This is a genomic window from Pseudomonas asuensis (assembly GCF_014646755.1).
In the GTDB taxonomy this organism is placed as follows: Bacteria; Pseudomonadota; Gammaproteobacteria; order Pseudomonadales; family Pseudomonadaceae; genus Chryseomonas; species Chryseomonas asuensis.
In genome coordinates this window covers 301,898-322,857 of the sequence record NZ_BMNW01000003.1, presented here as the reverse complement: position 1 = coordinate 322,857, position 20,960 = coordinate 301,898, and the positions used below count along the sequence as shown (strand labels likewise).

Below are 20,960 nucleotides of genomic sequence, written 5' to 3'. Positions count from 1 at the left end.
ATCAGGCCAGCACACCGGACTGACGCATTGCCTGGCGAAGCGGCTCGTGACAGCGCGGACTCAACCAAGTCAGAGGAAGGCGAATACCCTCAGGCATCATTCCCATTTCATGCAGAGCCCACTTGACCGGAATGGGATTGGACTCGATGAACAGGTTCTTGTGCAGAGGCATCAGTTTTTCGTTAAGCGCACGAGCAGTCTCGGCATCACCACGCAAGGCAGCAGCGCAAAGCTCACTCATATCACGCGGTGCCACGTTGGCTGTAACCGAAATATTGCCTTTGCCGCCCATCAGCATCAGCTCGACAGCGGTGGCATCATCGCCAGAATACAGCATGAAGTCGCTGCTTACGCGGTCTAGAATGTCACGGGCGCGCTGCAGGTCACCAGTAGCTTCTTTAATGCCAATGATATTGGGAACCGTCGACAGGCGTTCTACCGTTTCGGCCAGCATGTCACAGGCCGTACGCCCAGGTACGTTATAAAGAATTTGAGGAATAGCCACGGACTCAGCAATATGCCGGAAGTGCTGATACAGGCCTTCCTGGGTAGGTTTGTTATAATAAGGCGTAACCAGCAGGCAGGCGTCTGCCCCCGCGTCCTTCGCAGCCTGAGTCAGCTCGATAGCTTCACGCGTGGAGTTGCCTCCTGTGCCGGCAATAACAGGAATGCGTCCAGCAACCTGCTTGACCACTCGCCGAATGACTTCGGTGTGTTCTTCTACATCCAGAGTGGCGGACTCGCCAGTTGTTCCGACCGCAACGATGGCATTGGTGCCTTCGGTCAGATGAAAATCAACCAGCTTGGTCAGGCTGGACCAGTCCAGATGCCCCTGTGCATCCATGGGCGTGACCAGCGCCACCATACTGCCTGTGATCATGCAACCGCTCCTGCCGAGAAAAGAGAGCCGTAATGGTACTGACGCCACCAGCCTTACACAAGCCAAGCTCCGGTAAGGCATTCCCCAATAACGCGCTTTTCGCTACCCTTCAGTTTTGGCCGGCCAACCGGTTTCATCATCAGGAAACACTGAATGTCTGCTACACCACCGCCTCGTGAGCAATTTCTAGTTATCAGTGCGCTGGGCTCCAGCCCTATGGAGCTGACCAACGTGCTCTATCGCACGTGTTTGGAAAGCCGCTGTGCGGTTGTCAGCAGCCGTCTAAGCCGACACGGCGAATTCAGCGCGCTGATCCTCCAGGTATCCGGTAACTGGGACGGTCTGGCCCGTCTGGAGTCCGGCCTCCCCTCCCTTGCAAAAAAACAGGGTTTCACGATTGGCGTAACACGTAGCGCAGCGCTGGAAAATCGAGCACAAGCTCTACCGTACGTCGTTTATGTCAGTGCGGCCTATCGCTCAGATATTCTCACCGAGCTCTGCCAGTTTTTTACAGACCACCAGATCGAAGTGGAAAGCCTGGTATGCGATACCTATCAAGCGCCACAAACAGGCGGCACCATGCTCACCGCGACCATTACGGTCATCCTGCCGGCTGGCACTCAAATCAGCTGGTTACGTGATCAATTTCTAGACTTTGCGGATGCCCTGAACCTTGACGCGCTGATTGAACCCTGGCGCCCTCAAAATCCGTGATTCAAGCCGAGTAAAGAACGCGAATATGACAGTTACTATTGATCAACCCGTGCCCGGCTTCACAGGTCTGGCTACAGGTGGAAAAGATGTCACACTCGACACGCTCAAAGGGCGACAGGTCGTACTGTATTTCTATCCCAAAGACAGTACACCAGGCTGCACGACCCAGGGCCAAGGCTTTCGAGATCATTATGAGGCTTTCCAGGCTGCCAATACTGATGTGATTGGCGTCTCCCGCGACGGCATCAAGTCTCATGAAAACTTTAAAGCCAAGCAGGCATTTCCATTCGATCTGATCAGCGATAAAGAAGAGACGCTTTGCGCTCTGTTTGATGTGATCAAATTGAAAAAACTGTATGGCAAGGAGTACATGGGAATTGACCGCAGCACCTTCCTGATCGACAAGCACGGAATTCTTCGTCGCGAATGGCGCGGGGTAAAGGTTCCTGGGCATGTTGAAGAAGTCTTGGCAGCGGCCCAGGCTTTGAACAGCTAGCCTTGGGGAAGGCCCTTGCCTTCCCTTTGCCTCAGGCCTTGCGTAACCAATAGTGAAATACGCTTTCCTCTACCTGCTCGCCGATTAGTACATTGCCTGATAGCTGGGCAAACGTTCTAAAGTCCCGTTGTGAGCCGGCATCTGTAGCGGTGACTTTCAAAACTGAGCCAGATGCTAAGCGGTTCAGCTCCATTTTAGCCTTCAACAAAGGCAATGGACAACTCAGCCCGCTGGCATCCAGCTCCGCATCGGATGGCCCGGTGTAGGCAATGGACTCACTCATGAAAAACTCCTTAAAACCCAAGGATAACGCTCGTAGCCTTTCATCGCTAGGCAGCAGCTATCGGGACAGATAAAGTAAGGCTTTTGCAGTCATGAGCGCCATTATGAAATTTCTGCGCCCTGCCCTTTTTAGTCTGTCTTGCCTAATTTCCGTGCCCGCTCCTGCAGCCGTTGATCTGCCGTCACTAGGGGACGCAAGCTCTTCAGTCGTTTCTCCTGAGCAGGAATTTCAGCTTGGCCGCACATGGCTGAGCATGCTGCGAGGGCAAGTCACGACATTAACCGATCCGCAACTCAAGCAGTTTGTGGAAGGTAGCGTTTACAGATTGGCCGAGACAAGCCAGATCCAGGATCATCGTCTCGTATTCATCCTGATCAAAGATCCCCAAATCAACGCCTTTGCTGCTCCTGGAGGCGTCGTAGGCGTTAACGGAGGCTTATTCTTATATGCCCAAACCGAATCGGAGTATGCAGGTGTCCTCGCGCACGAATTAGCGCACTTAAGTCAGCGGCACTTTGCACGGGGCATAGAAAATCAGCAGCGTATGCAGTTACCGTTAATGGCAGCCATGCTCGCTGGCATTGTAGCGGCCGCTGCTGGCGGTGGTGATGCGGGCATTGCGACGATTGCCTCTACGCAGGCCGCTGCAATACAAAGTCAGCTCCGCTTCTCGCGTCAGAACGAACAGGAAGCGGACCGAGTAGGCCTGATCAATCTGGCCAAAGCCGGATATGACCCACGCGGTATGCCCAATATGTTTAGCCGACTAGCTAGACAGTACCGTTACGATCAAAGGCCGCCTGAGTTTCTTCTTACCCACCCAGTAACGGAGGACCGTGTTGCAGACACCCGTAACCGTGCCGACCAATATCCTGCAGGCGGACGTGAAGACAGCTTGCAATACCAGTTGATGCGCGCAAGGGTTCAGCTACTTTTTGAGGAAACTCCGGGCATCGCAGTCAAGCGTTTCCGTGCGATGCTGGACGAAAATCCAAAGTTAGAAGCAGCACGTTATGGCCTTGCAGTTGGCTTAACTCGCCTTGGCCAGCTAAATGAAGCACGCGACACGCTGAAGCCACTGCTGGACGCCTCGCCAAATGATGTGACATACAACCTAGCCCAGATAGAACTCGACATTACCAACAACCGGCTGCCTGATGCTGAGAAGCGCGCGCAGAGGATGATGGAAATGTATCCCGACAGCTTCGCGGTCAGCATGCTGCAAGCCGATCTACTGATTAAGCTTAACAAGCCCAAAGATGCCAGCGCCTTGCTGGACAAGGTGCTTAAAGGTCGCCCACTTGACCCCGATGTCTGGTACAGAGCTGCTGAAGTCCGTGGCCAAGCAGGACAGTTAATAGAGGTTCATCAGGCTCGTGCAGAATATTTTGCTCTGACGGGTGATTACGATCAGGCCATACAGCAGCTAGGGTTTGCAAAGCAGCGTGCCTCAAACAACTTCCAGCTAGCCGCACGGATTGATGCACGCCAGCAGGAAATGATTACGCAAAAGCGGACCGCCGAAGAAATAATGAAGTAGTAGGCGTACAAATCAGGAAATGCCTGTCAGGCATTTCCTGCCTGCTTTAACCTTGCCGCCTGAGTAAAGTCCAACATCCGCTTGAGCGGCTTTACAGCCTTAGGTATCAGAGATAAATCAACCAAAACCTCCCCGCTTCCCTCTCGCAAGCAAGCAAGCGTGCGCTCTAACGTATTCATAGCCATCCAAGGGCAATGTGCGCAGCTACGACAAGCAGCACCATTGCCAGCAGTGGGAGCTTCAATGAAAACCTTATCAGGGCAAAGCTGCTGCATCTTATAAAAGATGCCTTTGTCCGTTGCCACAATAAAGGTCGAATTGGGCATCGTCTGTGCAGCTTTAATCATTTGGCTAGTCGAGCCAACCATGTCAGCAAGCTCAATGACAGCTTCGGGAGATTCAGGATGAACCAACACAGCCGCATCGGGGTAAAGTGCCTTGATATCTGTTAGCTGAGAAGATTTAAATTCTTCATGAACGATACACGCCCCCTCCCACAGCAACATGTCAGCGCCTGTTTCACGTTGAATATAACGTCCCAGATGGCGATCAGGCGCCCACAAGATAGGCTCGCCATTATCCATCAGATGTTCAACGATCTCTAATGCACAGCCAGAGGTCACAACCCAATCTGCCCTAGCCTTTACCGCTGCGGATGTATTGGCATAGACCACCACCGTCCGCTCAGGATGCTGATCACAGAACGCAGCGAATTCCTGGGCTGGGCAGCCTATATCCAGCGAGCAGGTTGCCTCTAGAGTAGGCATGAGCACCCGCTTCTCGGGATTGAGAATCTTGGCCGTTTCCCCCATAAAGCGCACCCCAGCCACTACAACGGTGGAAGCCGAATGCTGGTTGCCAAAGCGTGCCATCTCAAGCGAGTCGGCTACACATCCGCCGGTTTCTTCAGCCAACGCTTGCAGAATGGGGTCTGTATAGTAATGAGCCAGCAAAACGGCGTCACGCGCTTTGAGCTCCGCAGCAATGTCGCGGCGATAGCGCTTTATTTCTTCAGGGCTTAAGGATTTAGGCTGCTTAGCCGCGAGATGGGCTTGAACCAGAAGTCGTTCCGAGATTTGCGACATGCTCGCTACACCCAAACGCTAAATAGACAGAAGGAGTGCATCACCAGAGAAACGGTGACTTAACGAAACAGCTAGGAGAGGAAAATGGTGGGTCGTGTAGGATTCGAACCTACGACCAATTGGTTAAAAGCCAACTGCTCTACCGACTGAGCTAACGACCCCCGAAAGCGAGTGCTATAATAATGATTTCTTCTGAAGAATCAATACCCTAGCGCAAATTTTTTTCAAAAATATCGTGTCGGATCTTCAACGCCAGCTGCTCGAAATCCCTCTGCACGCAAGCGGCAGCTATCACATCGGCCACAGGCATACCCAGCTTCGTCGGCTTGATAGCAGGAAACAGTCAATGAGTAATCTACTCCGTGCTTAGCACCGCACTGGATAATCTCAGCCTTGGACATGAACTGAAGCGGCGCAACGATTTTAAAGCCGTTACCCTCCACACCCGCCTTGGTTGCAAGATTAGCCATACGCTCAAAGGACTCGACAAATTCAGGTCGGCAATCTGGATAACCCGAGTAGTCAACTGCATTAACGCCAATGAAAATATGCTGGGCTTCAAGCACTTCTGCCCACCCCAGAGCCAGCGAGAGAAAAACTGTATTACGTGCTGGCACATAGGTAACAGGAATACCCTCACTAGGCGTTTCTGGCACATCAATAGCGTCATCGGTTAGCGCTGAGCCACCAATGCCATTCAGATCCAACCCGATCACTTTGTGCTCCACCACTCCCAGCTGACTTGCTACGCGCTCGGCAGCCTTTAGCTCTGCCCTATGACGCTGCCCATAGTCAAAACTCATCGTATAGCAGGCAAAGCCCTCAGCACGGCACATGGCGACAACAGTGGCAGAGTCCAGGCCACCCGATAGTAAAATAACGGCTTTTTTCTGGCTCATATCAGTGTCCTGGCTCGTCGTTCCAAAGAATCTTGTGCAACTGCAACTGAAACCGTACTGGAAGATTATCCTGCACGATCCACTCAGCTAGCTGACGTGGGGTTACCTGCTGATGACTAGGAGAAAACAGCACCTCATCTACACGCTCATCCAGACGGTATTGAATCAATTTGGATACAGCCCAATCGTAATCTTCACGAGAGCAAATCACGAACTTCACCTGATCACTTGACGTGAGATGATCCATATTTTCATACAGGTTACGAGAAACCTCAGCAGATCCAGGCGTCTTTAAATCAACAACTTTAATAACACGCCGATCTACAGGCGCTACATCTAGCGCACCACTGGTTTCAAGTGATACTTCATAACCAGCATCACATAGCTGCTCAAGCAGAGGTAGGCAGTTTGGCTGAGCAAGGGGTTCGCCTCCCGTCACGCAAACATAACGAGGCTTGTATTGAGCGACACGCTCAACGATATCCTCCAGGGTCATAATCTGACCACCACTGAAGGCATAAGCCGTATCGCAATATTGGCAACGCAAGGGACAGCCGGTTAGGCGCACGAAAACAGTTGGCAATCCAGCTGTTCGTGTTTCCCCCTGCAGCGAGTAGAAAATCTCGGTAATACGCAGAGTGTTTTGTTGCATATAGGCCACGGGCGTGACAGCGATACAGGCCGTCCGCCTCCGTTGCGGAAAAGGGGGGCGGATTCTAACGAAAAAACCTGCTTTTAGGGCAGGTTTTTAAGATCACGCTGGGCTAATTGTGCAGCAGAAGAGCCAGGATATTGCGAAATGACCTGCTGGTACATAACCCTGGCCTTGTCTCGATTTCCAAGCCGCTGTTCAACACCCGCCAGCTTGTAAAGAGAATCTGGAACTTTAGGATGGTTCGGATAGGCTTGGCTCACGCGCGCAAACGCCTGTCCTGCTGCCTGTAAATCTCCAGAAGCCATATTGACTTCGCCTAACCAATATTGGGCATTACCTGCATATTGGCTATTGGGATATTTACGTAAAAATGCTGTAAATGCCTGACTTGCCTTAGCAAAATCCTTTGCCTTAATCAGATCAAAGGCAGCATCGTAATAAAGCTTTTCCTTGGCCGGATCGCCAGGCTCACTACTCGCCTGGGAGGCTGGAGGGGTGGGTGCAGCATTTGCATTTATAGCGCCTGCAGCGGATCCAGACTCGCTACCAAGGGCAGCGCCTGAAGATGCCCCAGAGGCAGCACTACTGGCAGAAATTCGGCGATCAAGGTCTTGATAGCGCTCCAGACCTTGTTGCTTCAGCTGATTGATTTCGTTTTGCTGCTCTTCAACCTGACCACGCAGGCGTGCAATGTCATCTTGCATTTGCTGCAATTGCATAAAGAGCTGCCCCTGAGCAGAGACGGGAGCGCTAGCGCCCCCGTCACCTGCATAGGGCGCGCCTTGGGTATTATAGCCGGGAGTAGAACCGCTCCCACTATAACCCCCCTCCTGAACCGGTACCTGTGCCCATGCAAAAGAAGTGCACAGAGCTAACGATGTCAGTGTAAACAGGCGCTTCGGCATAAATCTTACTTCTTCAACTCAACGCGACGGTTTTGAGCCCAGGACTGCTCGTCGTGACCGATAGCAGCAGGACGCTCTTTACCATAGGAAACCAGTTCCAACTGAGCCGGAGAAACGCCCTGTAGCACAAGGTAACGCTGAACAGCTTTAGCACGACGCTCGCCCAGAGCCAGGTTGTACTCACGAGTACCGCGCTCGTCAGTATGACCTTCCAGCACAACGCGCTGACCACTAGTTTTCAGATCGCGAGCATGTACGTCCAAAGCACGCATAGCTTCTGGCTTCAGATCGGAGCTGTCGTATTCGAAATAAAACGTGGTAATCGCACGTAGAGCCGCTTCATCGCTCATGCTACCGTCAACAGCACCGGCGTTAGCACCATAACCTGCGTTTGGATCAACCGCGCCAGCGCCTGCGCCAGCACCCTCACCAGAAGCATCACCACCCTTCGAAGAACAACCTACTGCAACGGCCATGGCTAAAGCCAGAGCAGCGAACTTGCCGAATTTCAGCATTTCCATCGTTAACTCCTAAAGAACCGCAAAGTGTTTTATATAGAACAGATTATATTGCCGTCAGTTCAGGTAAGGGGACCAAGAAGGCTCGCGAACATCGCCTTGGGTGGTGGGTAGCGTAATACGCACACGTCCATTGATGGATACAAGCATTAGTACGCCTCGGTCCTGCTGGCGGGACGCGTAGATTACCATGGTGCCATTGGGTGCAACAGTAGGCGAGTCGTTAAGACTCGTGTTAGAGAGCACGCGGACGCTTCCGCGCTGAAGATCCTGAGCACCAATCTGGAAGTTCGTGAACCCTTCCTGACGATGCACCATCACCAGCGTTTTTTCGTCTGCGGACAATTTCGGGTTTGCATTGTAGTTGCCTACGAATGTAACGCGCTCTGTGCCACCACCGTTAACACTGGTTTTATAGATTTGCGGCTTTCCGGAGCGGTCCGAAGTGAAATAAATAGTCTGTCCATCACGCCCCCAGAAGGGTTCGGTATCAATGGATGAGTCGTTAGTGACACGACGGATCTGACGAGAATTCAGGTCCATCACATAAATCTCAGGGTTACCGTCACGTGACAACACGAATGCCAGGCGATTACCGTCTGGGGAAAACGCTGGAGCGCCATTCAAGCCTTCAAAATTAGTGAGCTGCTCACGGCGGCCTGTATCTACGTACTGAAGAAAAATACGTGGACGTTGCTGCTCAAACGAAACATAAGCAATGCGTTTTCCGTCAGGAGCAAATCGAGGAGAAAGGATAGGCTCACGTGACTGTAGAAGCGTCACAGAGCGTGCACCATCATAGTCAGCGCGCTGCAGGGTATAGCGAGTATTGTTCTGAGAGAAGCGTTCAGCCGTGACATACAGCAGCTTGGTAGAGAAAGCCCCCTTGATGCCAGTCAACTTTTCGAATGACTGATCAGCAATGTAGTGAGCCATATCGCGTAGCTGATCAGTACTCCCTCCTACGCTACCGGTCATGACCTGTTGCTGCGTGGCAATGTTGAACAGCGCGTACTGGATCTGCAAGCGACCGCCACTGGGCACGATATTGCCAATTAACACATAGCTAACACCCAGCGCCTGCCAATCTTTGTAAGCAACTTCACTCGCCTGAGTCGGCAGGCTAAGCATGTTCTGACGATCAATCGGAGAAAACGAGCCGGAGTTACGCAGATCGTTACCAATGATATTGGCCATGTCATCGGGAAGCGGCTGACCACCCTGCCATCCAAAAGGCACGACTGCAATTGGAATGGCTTTGTCATTACCACTGGATACCACAAGGGGATCGGCAGCTTGGGCAGCGCCTACCAGGAATACAAGTCCTAGCAGAACGATACGAATCAGGTTATTCACAGACTCAAATCCTCCGGTTTGAAGATAATGCGACGCTTGCGATAAAGCTGGTCAAACGTCGGGCGATCAAGCTGTTGCATTTCAGGTATACGTCCTACGTTACGTACGGCAGCAACGGCCGAACTATCGAAGGCCGAATCACCACTAGATCGAGTCACGCTGGCGTTGGTAACCGTCCCGTCAGGCAACATTTCAATTTGTACTTCGACACTCATGCCATTGCGCGCCGACGGCGGTCGCCGCCACTGCTCGCTGACCAGACTCACGATAAGGTCATCGAAGTTCGAAGCTACCTCGTCGCCTACCTCATCAGCCATTGCCTGCTGTCGTTGCGTATCATCGGAAAGAAGTTCAGCCAGGGCTTGAGCCTTCTTATCCTCTGCCGCCTTGCGCGCAGCCGCCTGAGCTGCCTTTTTCTTAGCATCTTCAGCAGCCTTGGCTTTGGCCTGCTCAGCTGCTTTCTTTTTGGCGTCTTCCGCTGCCTTTTTCTTGGCTTCGTCAGCAGCTGCCTTTTTCTCAGCTGCTTCAGCCGCTTTCTTTTGCGCTTCTTCTGCTGCTTTCTTCTTGGCCTCTTCAGCCGCTGCTTTCTTTTGAGCAGCCTCTTCAGCTTGTTTTTTCGCTAACTCGGACTTGCGCTGCTGTTCAGCAGCCGCCTTTTCCTGCGCTGCTTTTTCCGCCTTTGCCGCGGCTTCGGCTTTTGCCGCCTCTGCCTTAGCTTCAGCGGCTTTCTGGGCAGTTTCTACCTGCTGCGCCTTTCGAGCGTCCTCAGCTTTCTTTTGTTCCGCAGCCTTAGCCGCCGCTGCAGCCGCAGCAGCGGCTTGAGCCTGCTGCTCTGCTTTTCTCTGCTCCATTTGCTCGACTTCGTACTGACGAGAAGAGGTCTTTTTGGCTTCTCCAGCCAACTTCTGCTCTGTCTGTACTTGAGCCGGACTCTTGGATTTCAATTGAACTAGCTTGGCTTGCACAATGGGCTTGGACTGAGGTAACTCAGGCGCCATAGCCCAACTTACAAACAAGGCTGCAAAAATAACAACATGGAGAACTAAGGCCCAAACAACGGGCCAAAAATAGCCCTCGGAAGGAGAACGCTCACGGTCTTGCATCAAGGCGCCTCGGTGATTAACCCGACATTGGGCACGCCCGCCTGTTGCAAGCCGCCCATCGCTGCTGCTACTACCCCGTAGTTAACAGCCTTATCACCGCGAATGAAGACTTGCGTATCTGGCCTTTGCCGCATGATTTTGGAGACCTGATCTGTCAGCTGGGGCAACGCAACAGCGTTAGCACTATCACGCTGCTGCTCCGTTTCAACTTCTTTCCCAACGTTCCAGTAATACGTACCGTCTGCCTTAATGGAGACGGTCAATATTTGCTTATTGTTATCCTGCGGTAGCGGCTGGCTGTCCGCATTTGGCAGGTCAACCTTGACGCCTTGATTCATCATAGGCGCAGTCACCATGAAAATGACTAGCAATACCAACATTACGTCGATGTAAGGTACTACGTTCATTTCGGCGACTGGCTTGCGCTTGTGTCTACCCCTGGCCATGGTGATACCTATTACTCGTCGCTGGTATGGACTTTACGATGCAAAATGGCTTGGAACTCATCAGCAAATGTGTAGTACCGGCTGATCAATGTCTCCGAGCGCGCGGCAAAGCGGTTATACGCAATCACTGCCGGAATAGCAGCAAACAAGCCAATGGCTGTTGCAATCAAAGCTTCCGCAATACCTGGAGCAACAGTTGCCAATGTAGCTTGTTGAGCAGTGGCCAAGCCACGGAATGAGTTCATGATGCCCCAAACAGTACCGAACAAGCCGATATACGGACTGGTGGAACCAACGGTAGCCAGGAAAGGCAGGCTTTGCTCAAGCTTTTCTTCCTCGCGAGAAATGGCAACACGCATAGCGCGCTGGACACCTTCCATTACCGCATCTGGGTCTACTCCAGCCTGTTGACGCAGTCTGGAAAACTCCTTGAAGCCTGCACGAAAAATTTGTTCAACACCTGAGTCTGGATCAGGGTTGCTGCCAGCCTGACGATAAAGCTTTGACAGATCGATACCCGACCAGAAACGCTCTTCAAAAGCCTCCAGTGCACGCTTGGCTGCACGAATGGCGTTGGCACGCTGGATAATCATGACCCATGATGCTACGGAAGCCGCTACCAGTGTCAGCATGACCAGCTGAACTACCAAGCTGGCATTGCTCACAAGGCTCCACATGGAGGAATGGTCAACAGTTGGTTCCACGCTAAATCTCCTGCTTAAATTGAGTCCGAATCGCTCGCGAATACTGTTCGCATGGCCTCAGGAATTGCCCTGGGCCTGAAGTTGTCTGAACGTACACACGCAACCGTCACATATCCTTCGCATAACAGAACGTTATCGGCTCGCCGCGTCACCTGCTGATGAAAACGCAGACTGGCCCGGTTCAATTCAACAACCCGAGCACTGACCTCCAGCTCGTCATCCAGTCGAGCAGGCGCATGGTAACGCGCCTCACTTGAATGCACGACGAACAGGATATTTTCTTCCGCCAAGCGCGATTGAACAAAACCCAAAGCCCGTAACCGTTCGGTACGAGCACGTTCCATGAATTTGAAATAGTTGACGTAGTAAACGATGCCTCCTGCATCGGTGTCTTCGTAATACACTCGACACCGCAGCGAGAACGGCTGAGTCACATGTTGCGCGCGCATACTCTAGAACCAAGCCTTCAATTTGCCAATCAGAAATACTTGCAGTTGCAATTAATTATTATCTTCCTCAAAAAGATCAGGCACGGTTCCTGGACCCATACGCTTGGGCACATTCAAACCAAAATGAAGGTAGGCATGGCGGGTCACCATCCGCCCTCTTGGCGTACGCATGATATAGCCCTGCTGAATCAAATACGGCTCCAGGACATCTTCGATGGTGTGACGCTCCTCACTGATTGCAGCAGCAAGGCTATCCACGCCGACGGGACCACCGTCGAACTTGTCGATTAAGGTCAATAGAAGTCTACGATCCTGATGATCAAAGCCGCGTGCATCGACATCCAGCAGGTCCAAAGCCTGGTTTGCGATCGTATGACTGATACGTCCCTGCGCTCGAACCTCAGCAAAGTCCCGAACACGTCGCAGCAGCCGGTTGGCAATACGAGGCGTACCACGGGCACGACGGGCAATCTCTACTGCGCCCTCAGGCTCAATTGCCAAGTTCAGGATTCGGGCAGATCGCGTAACGATACTTGCAAGGTCCTCTACGCTATAGAATTCCAGGCGTTGGATAATACCGAACCGATCCCTTAGCGGATTCGTCAACATGCCAGCACGCGTAGTGGCGCCAACCAATGTAAAAGGCGGCAGATCCAGTTTGATCGAGCGGGCGGCAGGACCTTCACCGATCATGATATCGAGCTGATAGTCCTCCATTGCAGGATAAAGGACTTCTTCCACGACAGGCGAAAGGCGGTGGATTTCGTCTACGAAAAGAACGTCTCCAGCCTCTAGGTTGGTCAGTAGAGCCGCGAGGTCTCCTGGCCGCTCAAGCACGGGACCAGACGTACTTTTAATAGCAACGCCCATTTCCTCAGCAATGATATTGGCAAGCGTTGTCTTGCCGAGCCCTGGCGGTCCGAAGATAAGTGTGTGGTCAAGCGCCTCGCCTCGGCCTTTTGCTGCCTGAATGAACAGACTCATCTGTTCACGCACGACCGGCTGGCCAATGTACTCGGCCAGCTTGAGCGGCCGGATGGCACGATCCTGTTGCTCTTCGCGATCCCGGCCCGAGGCAGAAATCAGACGATCTGGTTCAATCATGTTTACACCATGCCTTTAAGGGCACGACGAATCAGGTCTTCACTACTGAGGCCCTCTTCAGCAACAGCCGACACAGCCCGACTGGCTTCCTGCGGCTTGAACCCAAGCGATACCAGAGCACTAACCGCATCGGTTTCAGCTGTTATGACGGCCTTACCAGCGGTTGCTTCCATAACTAACGGCGCAATGGATGGCAGGCTTTCCCATGCTTTGAAGCGGTCCTTAAGCTCGACCAGCAGGCGTTCAGCAGTCTTTTTGCCAACACCAGGAATCTTGACCAAGGCGGATGCATCCTGAGCCTGTACGCAGCGCACCAACTCATCTACCTCAAAGCCAGACATAAGCGCCAGAGCCAACTTGGGCCCTACCCCATTCAAGCGGATCAACTCTCGAAAGAGCTCCCGCTCGCGCTTTTCAAAAAAACCATAAAGCAGGTGAGCATCCTCACGTACAACTAAATGCGTATGCAAGGTAACCAGCTCACCCAGCGACGGGAGGCGATACAATGTCGTCATGGGAACTTCCAGCTCGTAACCCACGCCATTGACATCGATGATTACATGCGGCGGCTGTTTTTCAGCCAGAGAACCGCGAAGACGTCCAATCACAAAAACACCTATTAAAGACGCAGGCGACCACTGCGCCGGCGAGCCCCTAGAAGCCCATGAGGGGTAAGACTCTGGCGCGTGTGGGCATGGCAAAGAGCAATTCCGAGGGCATCGGAAGCATCGATCTGAGGCTTTTCCTTCAGCTTTAACAAGTGCATGACCATCATCATGACTTGCTGCTTATCAGCAGCGCCTGTACCTACGATTGCCTGTTTGACCTGGGTAGCCGTGTATTCGGCTATTTCAAGCCCTGCTTCCGCGCAGGCCACAATGGCTGCACCTCGAGCTTGTCCCAGCTTTAAAGCAGAGTCGGCATTGCGCGCCATGAATACCTGCTCGATACCCATAGTGACTGGCTCATACAGCCCAATGACTTCCCGCACCCCTCTGTAAACGATTTGCAAACGCTCATGCAGAGGGCCATTACCTGTACGAATACAGCCAGAGGCTACATATTCACACCCTTTACCCGTATCTCGAATCACACCAAATCCGGTAATTCGAGAACCAGGGTCGATGCCTAGTACCAGGGTCATCTATATATCCTTCCCAGACCAGGCGGGAGAAAGGTGACTGCTTTAAGGAGGCTTATACCTATCCAGTAGCAGCCACCCCTGTAACGCGCTAACACTATAGGGGTATCAGACCTTTTAGCCTAGCTGCGCCATGACATCATCTGGAATTTCCGCATTGGAGTACACATTCTGTACATCGTCCAGATCTTCCAGCATATCGATAAGCTTAAGCACTTTCTGGGCAGTCTCCAGATCCAACGCCGTTGTCGTGGAGGGAATCATGGAGATTTCGGCAGCTTCGGATTTGAAACCGGCTGCAACCAATGCTTCGTTTACAGCAATGAAGTCACTAAACGATGTAAAGACATCGACGGACCCATCATCATTGCTCACTACATCATCAGCCCCCGCTTCGAGCGCGGCCTCCATGAGTGCATCTTCGTCAACGCCGGGTGCAAAGCTGATCTGCCCTTTGCGCTCGAACATGTAGGCTACTGAGCCATCAGTGCCGAGGTTACCGCCACATTTGCTAAAGGCATGACGCACTTCGGCAGCCGTACGGTTACGGTTATCCGTCATGGCCTCTACGATGAGCGCCACACCACTCGGCGCATATCCCTCGTAGGTTAGCTCTTCGACGTTATCACCCTCGTTGGCGCCTGCGCCTCGTGCGATAGCACGGTCAATGGTGTCACGCGTCATGTTGGCTGTAAGCGCCTTATCTACAGCCAGACGAAGACGTGGATTATCCGCTGGAACGCCACCACCCTGCCGGGCTGCCACTGTCAGCTCGCGAATGATCTTGGTGAAAATCTTGCCTTTCTTGGCGTCCTGCCGCTCTTTGCGGTGCTTAATGTTGGCCCACTTGGAATGACCCGCCATAACGAACTCCAAACCACTTTTCGACAAAGGGCAGCCCTACGGCTGCCCGGTTGATCAATTACTCAGCCTTTGGCTGCTCACGCAGACGAATATGCAACTCGCGTAGCGCTTTGGCATCCACTGCGCCAGGTGCCTGAGTCATGACGTCTGCAGCACTCTGGGTTTTCGGGAAAGCAATGACTTCACGAATGGATTGCGCGCCAGTCATCAACATCACCAGACGATCCAGGCCAAATGCCAGACCACCATGCGGCGGTGCACCATACTTCAGGGCGTCAAGCAGGAAGCCAAACTTCTCTTGCTGCTCGTCCTCACTGATCCCCAGTACACGGAAGACAGACTGCTGCATATCCTTGCGGTGAATACGAATCGAGCCACCGCCTAACTCAGTGCCGTTGAGCACCATGTCATAAGCACGAGACAGGGCAGCAGCGGGATTGGCCTCAAGCTCTTCCGGTGCGCACTTGGGTGATGTGAACGGATGGTGCAGTGCAGAGAAGCTGCCATCATCGTTTTCTTCGAACATCGGGAAGTCGATGACCCACAGGGGTGCCCATTCACAGGTCAGCAGATTCAGGTCATGGCCCAGCTTGATACGCAGGCCGCCCAGCGCGTCACTGACGATCTTGGCCTTGTCCGCACCAAAGAAGACGATATCCCCATCCACTGCACCAACACGGTCAAGAATGGCGTTCAGGCTTGGCTCTGCGATGTTCTTGACGATAGGTGACTGCAGGCCTTCAACGCCCTGGGCGCGGTTGTTGACCTTGATATAGGCCAAACCCTTGGCGCCAAAGATACCTACATACTTGGTGTAATCGTCGATCTGCTTACGGGGCATGCTGGCGCCACCCGGGACACGCAGAGCGGTTACACGGCACTTGGGATCATTGGCCGGGCCGGCAAATACCTTGAAGTCGACATCTTTGAGCAGATCGGCTACATCGACCAGCTCCAGCGGAATACGCAGGTCCGGTTTGTCTGAGCCATAGCGACGCATGGCTTCTTCGAAGGTCATGTGCGGGAACTCGCCAAACTCCAGATCCAGCACTTCCTTGAACAAGGAGCGGATCATACCCTCCGTGATACCCATGATGTCTTTTTCATCAAGGAAGCTGGTCTCGATATCGATCTGGGTGAATTCAGGCTGACGGTCTGCACGCAGGTCTTCGTCGCGGAAGCACTTGGCAATCTGATAATAACGATCAAAACCAGCCACCATCAGTAACTGCTTGAACAACTGAGGCGACTGCGGCAGAGCAAAGAAACTACCGGGATGAGTACGGCTAGGGACTAAATAATCACGAGCGCCTTCAGGCGTTGCGCGAGTCAGGATGGGCGTTTCCACATCCATAAACCCTTGCTCGTCCAGATAGCGGCGAATACTGGACGTGATACGTGAGCGCAGCTTGAGCTTGGCAGCCATTTCGGGGCGGCGCAGGTCAATAAAGCGGTAGCGCAGACGTGTTTCCTCGCCCACATCGGAGTATTCATCCAGCGGGAACGGTGGTGTCTCGGCCTGGTTTAACACTTCAAGGTCATAACCCAGCACCTCGATGGCTCCCGAGGCCATATTAGGATTGACCGCGCCGGCAGGACGCAGACGAACCTTCCCCGTTACTTTGACAACGTATTCGCTACGAACACGGTCGGCCTTGGCAAAGGTTTCTGCCCGATCCGGGTCGAACACGACCTGAGCCAGACCTTCCCGATCACGTATATCCAGGAAGATAACGCCTCCATGGTCGCGACGGCGGTGAACCCAGCCGCAAAGGGTGATTTCCTGGCCGTCCAGGCTCTCGTTCAATTGGCCGCAATAATGGCTGCGCATCATGGTTGTGTTTCGCTTCTCTTGAGTCCGGAATTAAGAGATGGGGAGCAAGCATCATTCACAGGCACGTCTCGCAGAACTGCTGCAACGTAAAGCCAGCCAAAGACTGTATTCCCATCTTGTTTCTCTTGGTCAGTAGGCGATTCTATAACAATTACCAAGCCTGACGCAGCCGACCTCTAACAAGCTGGTCGCCTTTTAAGATCCTAGACTGACTTTTCGATCGAGGTTGCTTGAAAGGCCCTCGCAGACATTCCAATTCTAAAAGCCTGTGTTAGGCTCATTTTCAAGTAAACATCACTGCCAAAGGAGAGCGGTATGGAAATTAACATCGGAATTGCTGAGCAAGATCGTGCAGCCATCGCAGACGGGCTTTCTCGCCTGCTTGCAGATACTTACACCTTGTATCTGAAGACCCATAACTTTCACTGGAACGTAACAGGGCCGATGTTCAACACCCTGCATACCATGTTCGAAACTCAGTACACCGAACTGGCCACCGCTGTTGATGATATTGCCGAGCGCATCCGCGCATTGGGGTTTGCCGCGCCAGGCACCTATTCAGCCTACGCCAGACTATCCAGCATCAAGGAAGAGGAAGGGATTCCTGAAGCACAGGAAATGATTCGCCTGCTCGTTCAGGGCCAAGAAGCAGTCGTTCGTACCGCTCGCGGAATCTTCCCAATCGTGGAGAAGGTCAGCGATGAGCCGACTGCTGACCTTTTGACTCAGCGTATGCAAACGCATGAAAAGACAGCCTGGATGCTACGCAGCCTGCTGGCCAACTGATAAAAGCCCGGCTTGCGCCGGGCTTTTTCTTTTTCTGCACTCATTCTCTGATGGCATCATCAGGCCATTGATTGAGTAGCTTTCACCTTTACGGTTAAATACCACTGTGCGTATCTGCGCATAGGTCGATCATTCATAGCCACGCGTTTCAGGCAACAACAGCGATCGACTTGCTATTTCTCCAAGGTGACATCATTGAATACGCTTACACTTGTTCACATTGCGTCTGGTGCAATTGCACTCTCGATAGCCGTGGTTTCCTCTCTACAAGCAGATAAACCCAGCTTTTTTCATCATCATGAAGCCTTGCATATGGCTTTTCTTGGTCTTCTCTTGCTGATCACGACTCCTTCCGTCAGCAGCAAAAATAAGGGAGCTACGCAAACCATTACTTCAACGCTGCTGATAGCAGCCGCATGCCTTCAAGCACTGGAACTGCTGGCACCTGATGCCTTTCCAGGATTACCGCCTCTCGTCAGCATCAGCTTGCCGATTGCCATGATCGCAACGTTGATCAAACTGTTTGCGGCCTTTAAATCGTCGAGGACGGAAAGCCATCATAAATACAGAAAGGGACGGCAGAACCTACAGGAAGCGATACCTGCAGCAGGCCGTGAAATAGGCACTGTGAAATGGTTCAACACATCGAAAGGATTCGGATTTATCGCGCGCGATCAAGGTGACGATATTTTCGTTCACTTTCGTGCTATCCGAGGCGAAGGCCATCGCGTCCTGGTAGAAGGCCAACGCGTTGAGTTTTCCGTTATTCAGCGAGACAAGGGACTTCAGGCAGAAGACGTAACTGTATCGTTTGCACGCTAGTTGCTTTTGACAGGCGGCTCTCAAGGGAGCCGCCTGTATACACATTAATAATGCGGTGGCGGAGCCTCGTCCTCAACTGCTCCCTGCGATACAGCTATCTCAGCCTGCCTTCTAGCCAACTCCTCAATCTGAAGCTTCATTCGATCCAGCGACCGTTGCTGTTCGACAATGATGTCATTCAAGGTTTGTATCAGATCGTCTTGAAACGCTTGCCGCATTTCCAACTCATTGATTCGCTCTTCAACCGTCATGCTTATCACCCTCCCATTTCTCAGCAAAAAGAGACCTGAGGTCGGCCAGACGCTTTTCAAGCTCACCCTCACTATATGCTTTTGCAGGTCCCCTACCCCAAATGGGTCCTGGCCAAGCCATGTCATCCTCAAAACGAGCCACTATATGAATATGTAGTTGCTTAACTATATTTCCCAATGTAGCGATGTTTATTTTTACTGCATTGGAATAGGCCTTTAAACATTGCGCAACGTATGCAGACTCTTCCATCAGCTGCATTTGATCGTGTGCAGACAACTCGAATACTTCACTGATGCTTGATCGTCTTGGTACAAGAATTAGCCATGGATAGTTGGCGTCCTTCATTAACAGGACTTTGCACAGTGAAAAATTACCTATCTCTACAGTATCCGCTCCAAGGCGCTCATCAAGATCAAACATAGTTACCTTCCTAACCAAAACGGAACGGATATCAACTCACGCGCACCAAAGTGGTTCAAAAAGGCTGATCACTTAGGATGCACGCATTAAAAAAGTGCAGGATTAAAACATAAGTCCTTGATTATCCATCTGATAATCCACTAATAGCACTTTGTGCACACTCCTTGCTTAGCGTTCGACCATCTTATAAGGGGGAACTCTTATCAATCCGGATGAGGTTGATAGGGCATCTTTCTGATTCTAAAAAATTATAGAAAGAGCCCATAAAAATCCGATGGGAACTTTCAAGCCTGACACTAGAGTGCTATAAGTTGGCACCAACAAGAACAACCAGTCACGTTTAACGATGACTGATATTTCAATCCAAAGGAGCAATCATAATGCAAGTGATGAAGTGGAGCGTCATCGCCCTCGCCGTAGCGGCAGGGACGACCCAGATGGCATTCGCCAGTCAGCAGTCAGAATCCAAAGGCTTTATTGAAGACAGCAGTCTGACCCTGACCAACCGCAACTACTACTTCAATCATGATGGCAAGAACGGCGCAAGCGATGGCCGTGACTGGTCACACGCACTACTGACTAACTTCCAATCCGGCTATACACAAGGCACGGTCGGCTTTGGTGTTGATCTGTTCGCCAATATCGGCTTGAAACTCGACAAGCGCTACAATGGTGCTGGTAACGTTCCAGTCCATGATGATGGTAAGTCTCCCGACGACTGGGAACACGTAGGCGGCGCGGTCAAGCTACGTGTATCCAACACCGTATTGAAGTATGGCCAGATGGCTCCTACCGCTCCGGTATTTGCCATTGGCGGTTCCCGTATTTTCCCGCAAACTGCCACAGGTTTTAACCTGCTGAGCAGTGAAATCGAAGGCCTGAAGCTTGAGGCTGGGCACTTCACTTCTGGCACTGGTCCTCGCGGACAAAGCAACCGTGAGCCCTTAAGAACCGCTTATACGGGTATCGATGCCAAGGATGTTGATTATCTGGGCGGCAGCTATGACCTGGCGGATGGATTAAGCGTTAGCTTATACGGCTCCGAGTTCAAAGATATTTGGCGCCAGTATTACGGCAACGTAAACTATGCACTTCCATTGAGTGATCAGCAGGCGCTGACGTTCGATTTCAATATCTATCGCACACTGGATGAAGGCCGTGCTGAGGCCGGTGCTATTAACAACACCACCTGGTCGCTGGCTGCAGCCTATTCGTTGGATGCTCATACGTTCACCTTGGCCTATCAGAAAGTGCATGGCAACACTCCATTTGACTATGTGGGCGTTGGCGAAGAAAACAGTGGAGGCGACTCGATTTTCCTCGCGAACTCCATTCATGTTTCTGACTTTAACGGCCCTGGCGAAAAATCTTGGCAGGCCCGCTATGATATAAACATGGCTTCTTATGGGATTCCTGGCCTGAGCTTCATGACTCGCTATGTCAAAGGGTATGACGCTGACGGCACCCGTACTGGCCTTAACTCAGCTTATGCAGGTCAATATGGGGAAGATGGCAAACACCACGAGTGGAACCTGGAAGCCAAATATGTTGTTCAAAGCGGCCCAGCCAAAGATCTTTCTATTCGGGCACGCCAAGCGTTCCACCGCTCCAACAGCGACTATGCTGACACCGATACCAACCAGTTCCGTCTGATGGTGGAGTACCCGCTGAGCATTCTGTAATACAGAAATCATCAGCAACATT

The 20,960-nt window shown here is 52.2% G+C and carries 25 protein-coding genes and 1 tRNA gene; 6 read left to right on the top strand and 20 right to left on the bottom strand.

Features of this window, described 5'->3' with window-relative positions:
- Position 1: 1 nt before the first annotated feature.
- Positions 2 to 880, bottom strand: a complete 879-nt coding sequence (gene dapA / locus IEX86_RS08210; protein ID WP_188865644.1) for a 4-hydroxy-tetrahydrodipicolinate synthase — start codon at positions 878 to 880, stop codon at positions 2 to 4.
- Positions 881 to 1,033: 153 nt separating this feature from the next.
- On the opposite strand from dapA, the gene IEX86_RS08205 reads away from it, so the two are divergent.
- Positions 1,034 to 1,594 (top strand): glycine cleavage system transcriptional repressor, encoded by a 561-nt coding sequence (locus IEX86_RS08205; RefSeq protein WP_188865643.1) that lies wholly within the window; start codon positions 1,034 to 1,036, stop codon positions 1,592 to 1,594.
- Positions 1,595 to 1,619: 25 nt separating this feature from the next.
- Positions 1,620 to 2,090 (top strand): peroxiredoxin, encoded by a 471-nt coding sequence (locus IEX86_RS08200; RefSeq protein ID WP_188865642.1) that lies wholly within the window; start codon positions 1,620 to 1,622, stop codon positions 2,088 to 2,090.
- Between the two features lie 31 nt (positions 2,091 to 2,121).
- On the opposite strand, the gene IEX86_RS08195 is transcribed toward IEX86_RS08200, so the two are convergent.
- Positions 2,122 to 2,373: a sulfurtransferase TusA family protein gene (locus tag IEX86_RS08195; protein ID WP_188865641.1), complete on the bottom strand. Its 252-nt coding sequence runs from the start codon at positions 2,371 to 2,373 to the stop codon at positions 2,122 to 2,124.
- Positions 2,374 to 2,476: 103 nt separating this feature from the next.
- Here IEX86_RS08195 and IEX86_RS08190 point away from each other — a divergent pair, with 103 nt between their 5' ends.
- On the top strand, positions 2,477 to 3,913 hold the full coding sequence (locus IEX86_RS08190) for a M48 family metalloprotease (protein ID WP_188865640.1): 1,437 nt from the start codon (positions 2,477 to 2,479) through the stop codon (positions 3,911 to 3,913).
- A 26-nt stretch (positions 3,914 to 3,939) separates the two neighbouring features.
- On the opposite strand, the gene nadA is transcribed toward IEX86_RS08190, so the two are convergent.
- The 16 genes from nadA to aspS form a co-directional block, all read right to left on the bottom strand.
- Positions 3,940 to 4,998, bottom strand: a complete 1,059-nt coding sequence (gene nadA, locus IEX86_RS08185) for a quinolinate synthase NadA (protein ID WP_188865639.1) — start codon at positions 4,996 to 4,998, stop codon at positions 3,940 to 3,942.
- A gap of 85 nt (positions 4,999 to 5,083) precedes the next feature.
- Positions 5,084 to 5,159 (bottom strand) — tRNA-Lys (locus tag IEX86_RS08180).
- 63 nt (positions 5,160 to 5,222) lie between these two features.
- Positions 5,223 to 5,897, bottom strand: coding sequence for a 7-cyano-7-deazaguanine synthase QueC (gene queC / locus IEX86_RS08175; RefSeq protein WP_188865638.1), 675 nt, complete (start codon positions 5,895 to 5,897; stop codon positions 5,223 to 5,225).
- A 1-nt stretch (position 5,898) separates the two neighbouring features.
- Positions 5,899 to 6,549 (bottom strand): 7-carboxy-7-deazaguanine synthase QueE, encoded by a 651-nt coding sequence (gene queE / locus IEX86_RS08170; protein WP_188865637.1) that lies wholly within the window; start codon positions 6,547 to 6,549, stop codon positions 5,899 to 5,901.
- A gap of 83 nt (positions 6,550 to 6,632) precedes the next feature.
- Entirely contained in the window at positions 6,633 to 7,457 is an 825-nt protein-coding gene (gene ybgF / locus IEX86_RS08165) for a tol-pal system protein YbgF (protein ID WP_188865636.1), read from the bottom strand.
- 5 nt (positions 7,458 to 7,462) lie between these two features.
- Positions 7,463 to 7,978 carry a peptidoglycan-associated lipoprotein Pal gene (gene pal / locus IEX86_RS08160; protein WP_010795178.1) on the bottom strand — a complete coding sequence of 172 codons (516 nt, stop codon included), beginning with the start codon at positions 7,976 to 7,978 and terminating at the stop codon, positions 7,463 to 7,465.
- A 54-nt stretch (positions 7,979 to 8,032) separates the two neighbouring features.
- Complete coding sequence (gene tolB / locus IEX86_RS08155) at positions 8,033 to 9,331, bottom strand: Tol-Pal system beta propeller repeat protein TolB (protein ID WP_188865635.1); 1,299 nt, start codon at positions 9,329 to 9,331, stop codon at positions 8,033 to 8,035.
- Positions 9,328 to 10,437: a cell envelope integrity protein TolA gene (tolA, locus tag IEX86_RS08150; protein WP_188865634.1), complete on the bottom strand. Its 1,110-nt coding sequence runs from the start codon at positions 10,435 to 10,437 to the stop codon at positions 9,328 to 9,330. The genes tolB and tolA overlap by 4 nt, the downstream gene beginning before the upstream one ends.
- A complete protein-coding gene (tolR, locus tag IEX86_RS08145; protein WP_188865633.1) occupies positions 10,434 to 10,880 on the bottom strand; it encodes a protein TolR in 447 nt (148 codons plus the stop codon). Before tolR ends, tolA begins: the two co-directional genes overlap by 4 nt.
- 11 nt (positions 10,881 to 10,891) lie before the next feature.
- Positions 10,892 to 11,584 (bottom strand): protein TolQ, encoded by a 693-nt coding sequence (tolQ, locus tag IEX86_RS08140; protein WP_188865632.1) that lies wholly within the window; start codon positions 11,582 to 11,584, stop codon positions 10,892 to 10,894.
- Between the two features lie 14 nt (positions 11,585 to 11,598).
- On the bottom strand, positions 11,599 to 12,033 hold the full coding sequence (gene ybgC, locus IEX86_RS08135; RefSeq protein WP_188865631.1) for a tol-pal system-associated acyl-CoA thioesterase: 435 nt from the start codon (positions 12,031 to 12,033) through the stop codon (positions 11,599 to 11,601).
- Positions 12,034 to 12,084: 51 nt separating this feature from the next.
- Entirely contained in the window at positions 12,085 to 13,137 is a 1,053-nt protein-coding gene (gene ruvB, locus IEX86_RS08130) for a Holliday junction branch migration DNA helicase RuvB (protein ID WP_188865630.1), read from the bottom strand.
- 2 nt (positions 13,138 to 13,139) lie between these two features.
- A complete protein-coding gene (ruvA, locus tag IEX86_RS08125) occupies positions 13,140 to 13,745 on the bottom strand; it encodes a Holliday junction branch migration protein RuvA (protein ID WP_188865629.1) in 606 nt (201 codons plus the stop codon).
- Positions 13,746 to 13,756: 11 nt separating this feature from the next.
- Positions 13,757 to 14,281: a crossover junction endodeoxyribonuclease RuvC gene (gene ruvC, locus IEX86_RS08120; protein WP_188865628.1), complete on the bottom strand. Its 525-nt coding sequence runs from the start codon at positions 14,279 to 14,281 to the stop codon at positions 13,757 to 13,759.
- Between the two features lie 114 nt (positions 14,282 to 14,395).
- The gene (locus tag IEX86_RS08115; RefSeq protein WP_188865627.1) at positions 14,396 to 15,142 is read right to left on the bottom strand and encodes a YebC/PmpR family DNA-binding transcriptional regulator; all 747 of its coding nucleotides are present in this window, start codon (positions 15,140 to 15,142) and stop codon (positions 14,396 to 14,398) included.
- A gap of 58 nt (positions 15,143 to 15,200) precedes the next feature.
- The gene (aspS, locus tag IEX86_RS08110) at positions 15,201 to 16,976 is read right to left on the bottom strand and encodes an aspartate--tRNA ligase (RefSeq protein ID WP_188865626.1); all 1,776 of its coding nucleotides are present in this window, start codon (positions 16,974 to 16,976) and stop codon (positions 15,201 to 15,203) included.
- A 315-nt stretch (positions 16,977 to 17,291) separates the two neighbouring features.
- Between aspS and IEX86_RS08105 the strand changes: the two genes are divergently transcribed.
- Positions 17,292 to 17,762, top strand: coding sequence for a Dps family protein (locus tag IEX86_RS08105; protein ID WP_188865625.1), 471 nt, complete (start codon positions 17,292 to 17,294; stop codon positions 17,760 to 17,762).
- A 195-nt stretch (positions 17,763 to 17,957) separates the two neighbouring features.
- Complete coding sequence (locus IEX86_RS25640) at positions 17,958 to 18,584, top strand: cold-shock protein (RefSeq protein ID WP_373290408.1); 627 nt, start codon at positions 17,958 to 17,960, stop codon at positions 18,582 to 18,584.
- A gap of 44 nt (positions 18,585 to 18,628) precedes the next feature.
- Here IEX86_RS25640 and IEX86_RS08095 read toward each other — a convergent pair whose 3' ends face one another.
- Both IEX86_RS08095 and IEX86_RS08090 read right to left on the bottom strand, forming a co-directional pair.
- A complete protein-coding gene (locus IEX86_RS08095; RefSeq protein ID WP_188865624.1) occupies positions 18,629 to 18,835 on the bottom strand; it encodes a SlyX family protein in 207 nt (68 codons plus the stop codon).
- Positions 18,825 to 19,256, bottom strand: coding sequence for an HIT domain-containing protein (locus IEX86_RS08090; RefSeq protein ID WP_188865623.1), 432 nt, complete (start codon positions 19,254 to 19,256; stop codon positions 18,825 to 18,827). Before IEX86_RS08090 ends, IEX86_RS08095 begins: the two co-directional genes overlap by 11 nt.
- A gap of 380 nt (positions 19,257 to 19,636) precedes the next feature.
- Between IEX86_RS08090 and IEX86_RS08085 the strand changes: the two genes are divergently transcribed.
- The gene (locus IEX86_RS08085) at positions 19,637 to 20,938 is read left to right on the top strand and encodes an OprD family porin (RefSeq protein ID WP_188865622.1); all 1,302 of its coding nucleotides are present in this window, start codon (positions 19,637 to 19,639) and stop codon (positions 20,936 to 20,938) included.
- The last annotated feature ends 22 nt before the right edge of the window (positions 20,939 to 20,960 follow it).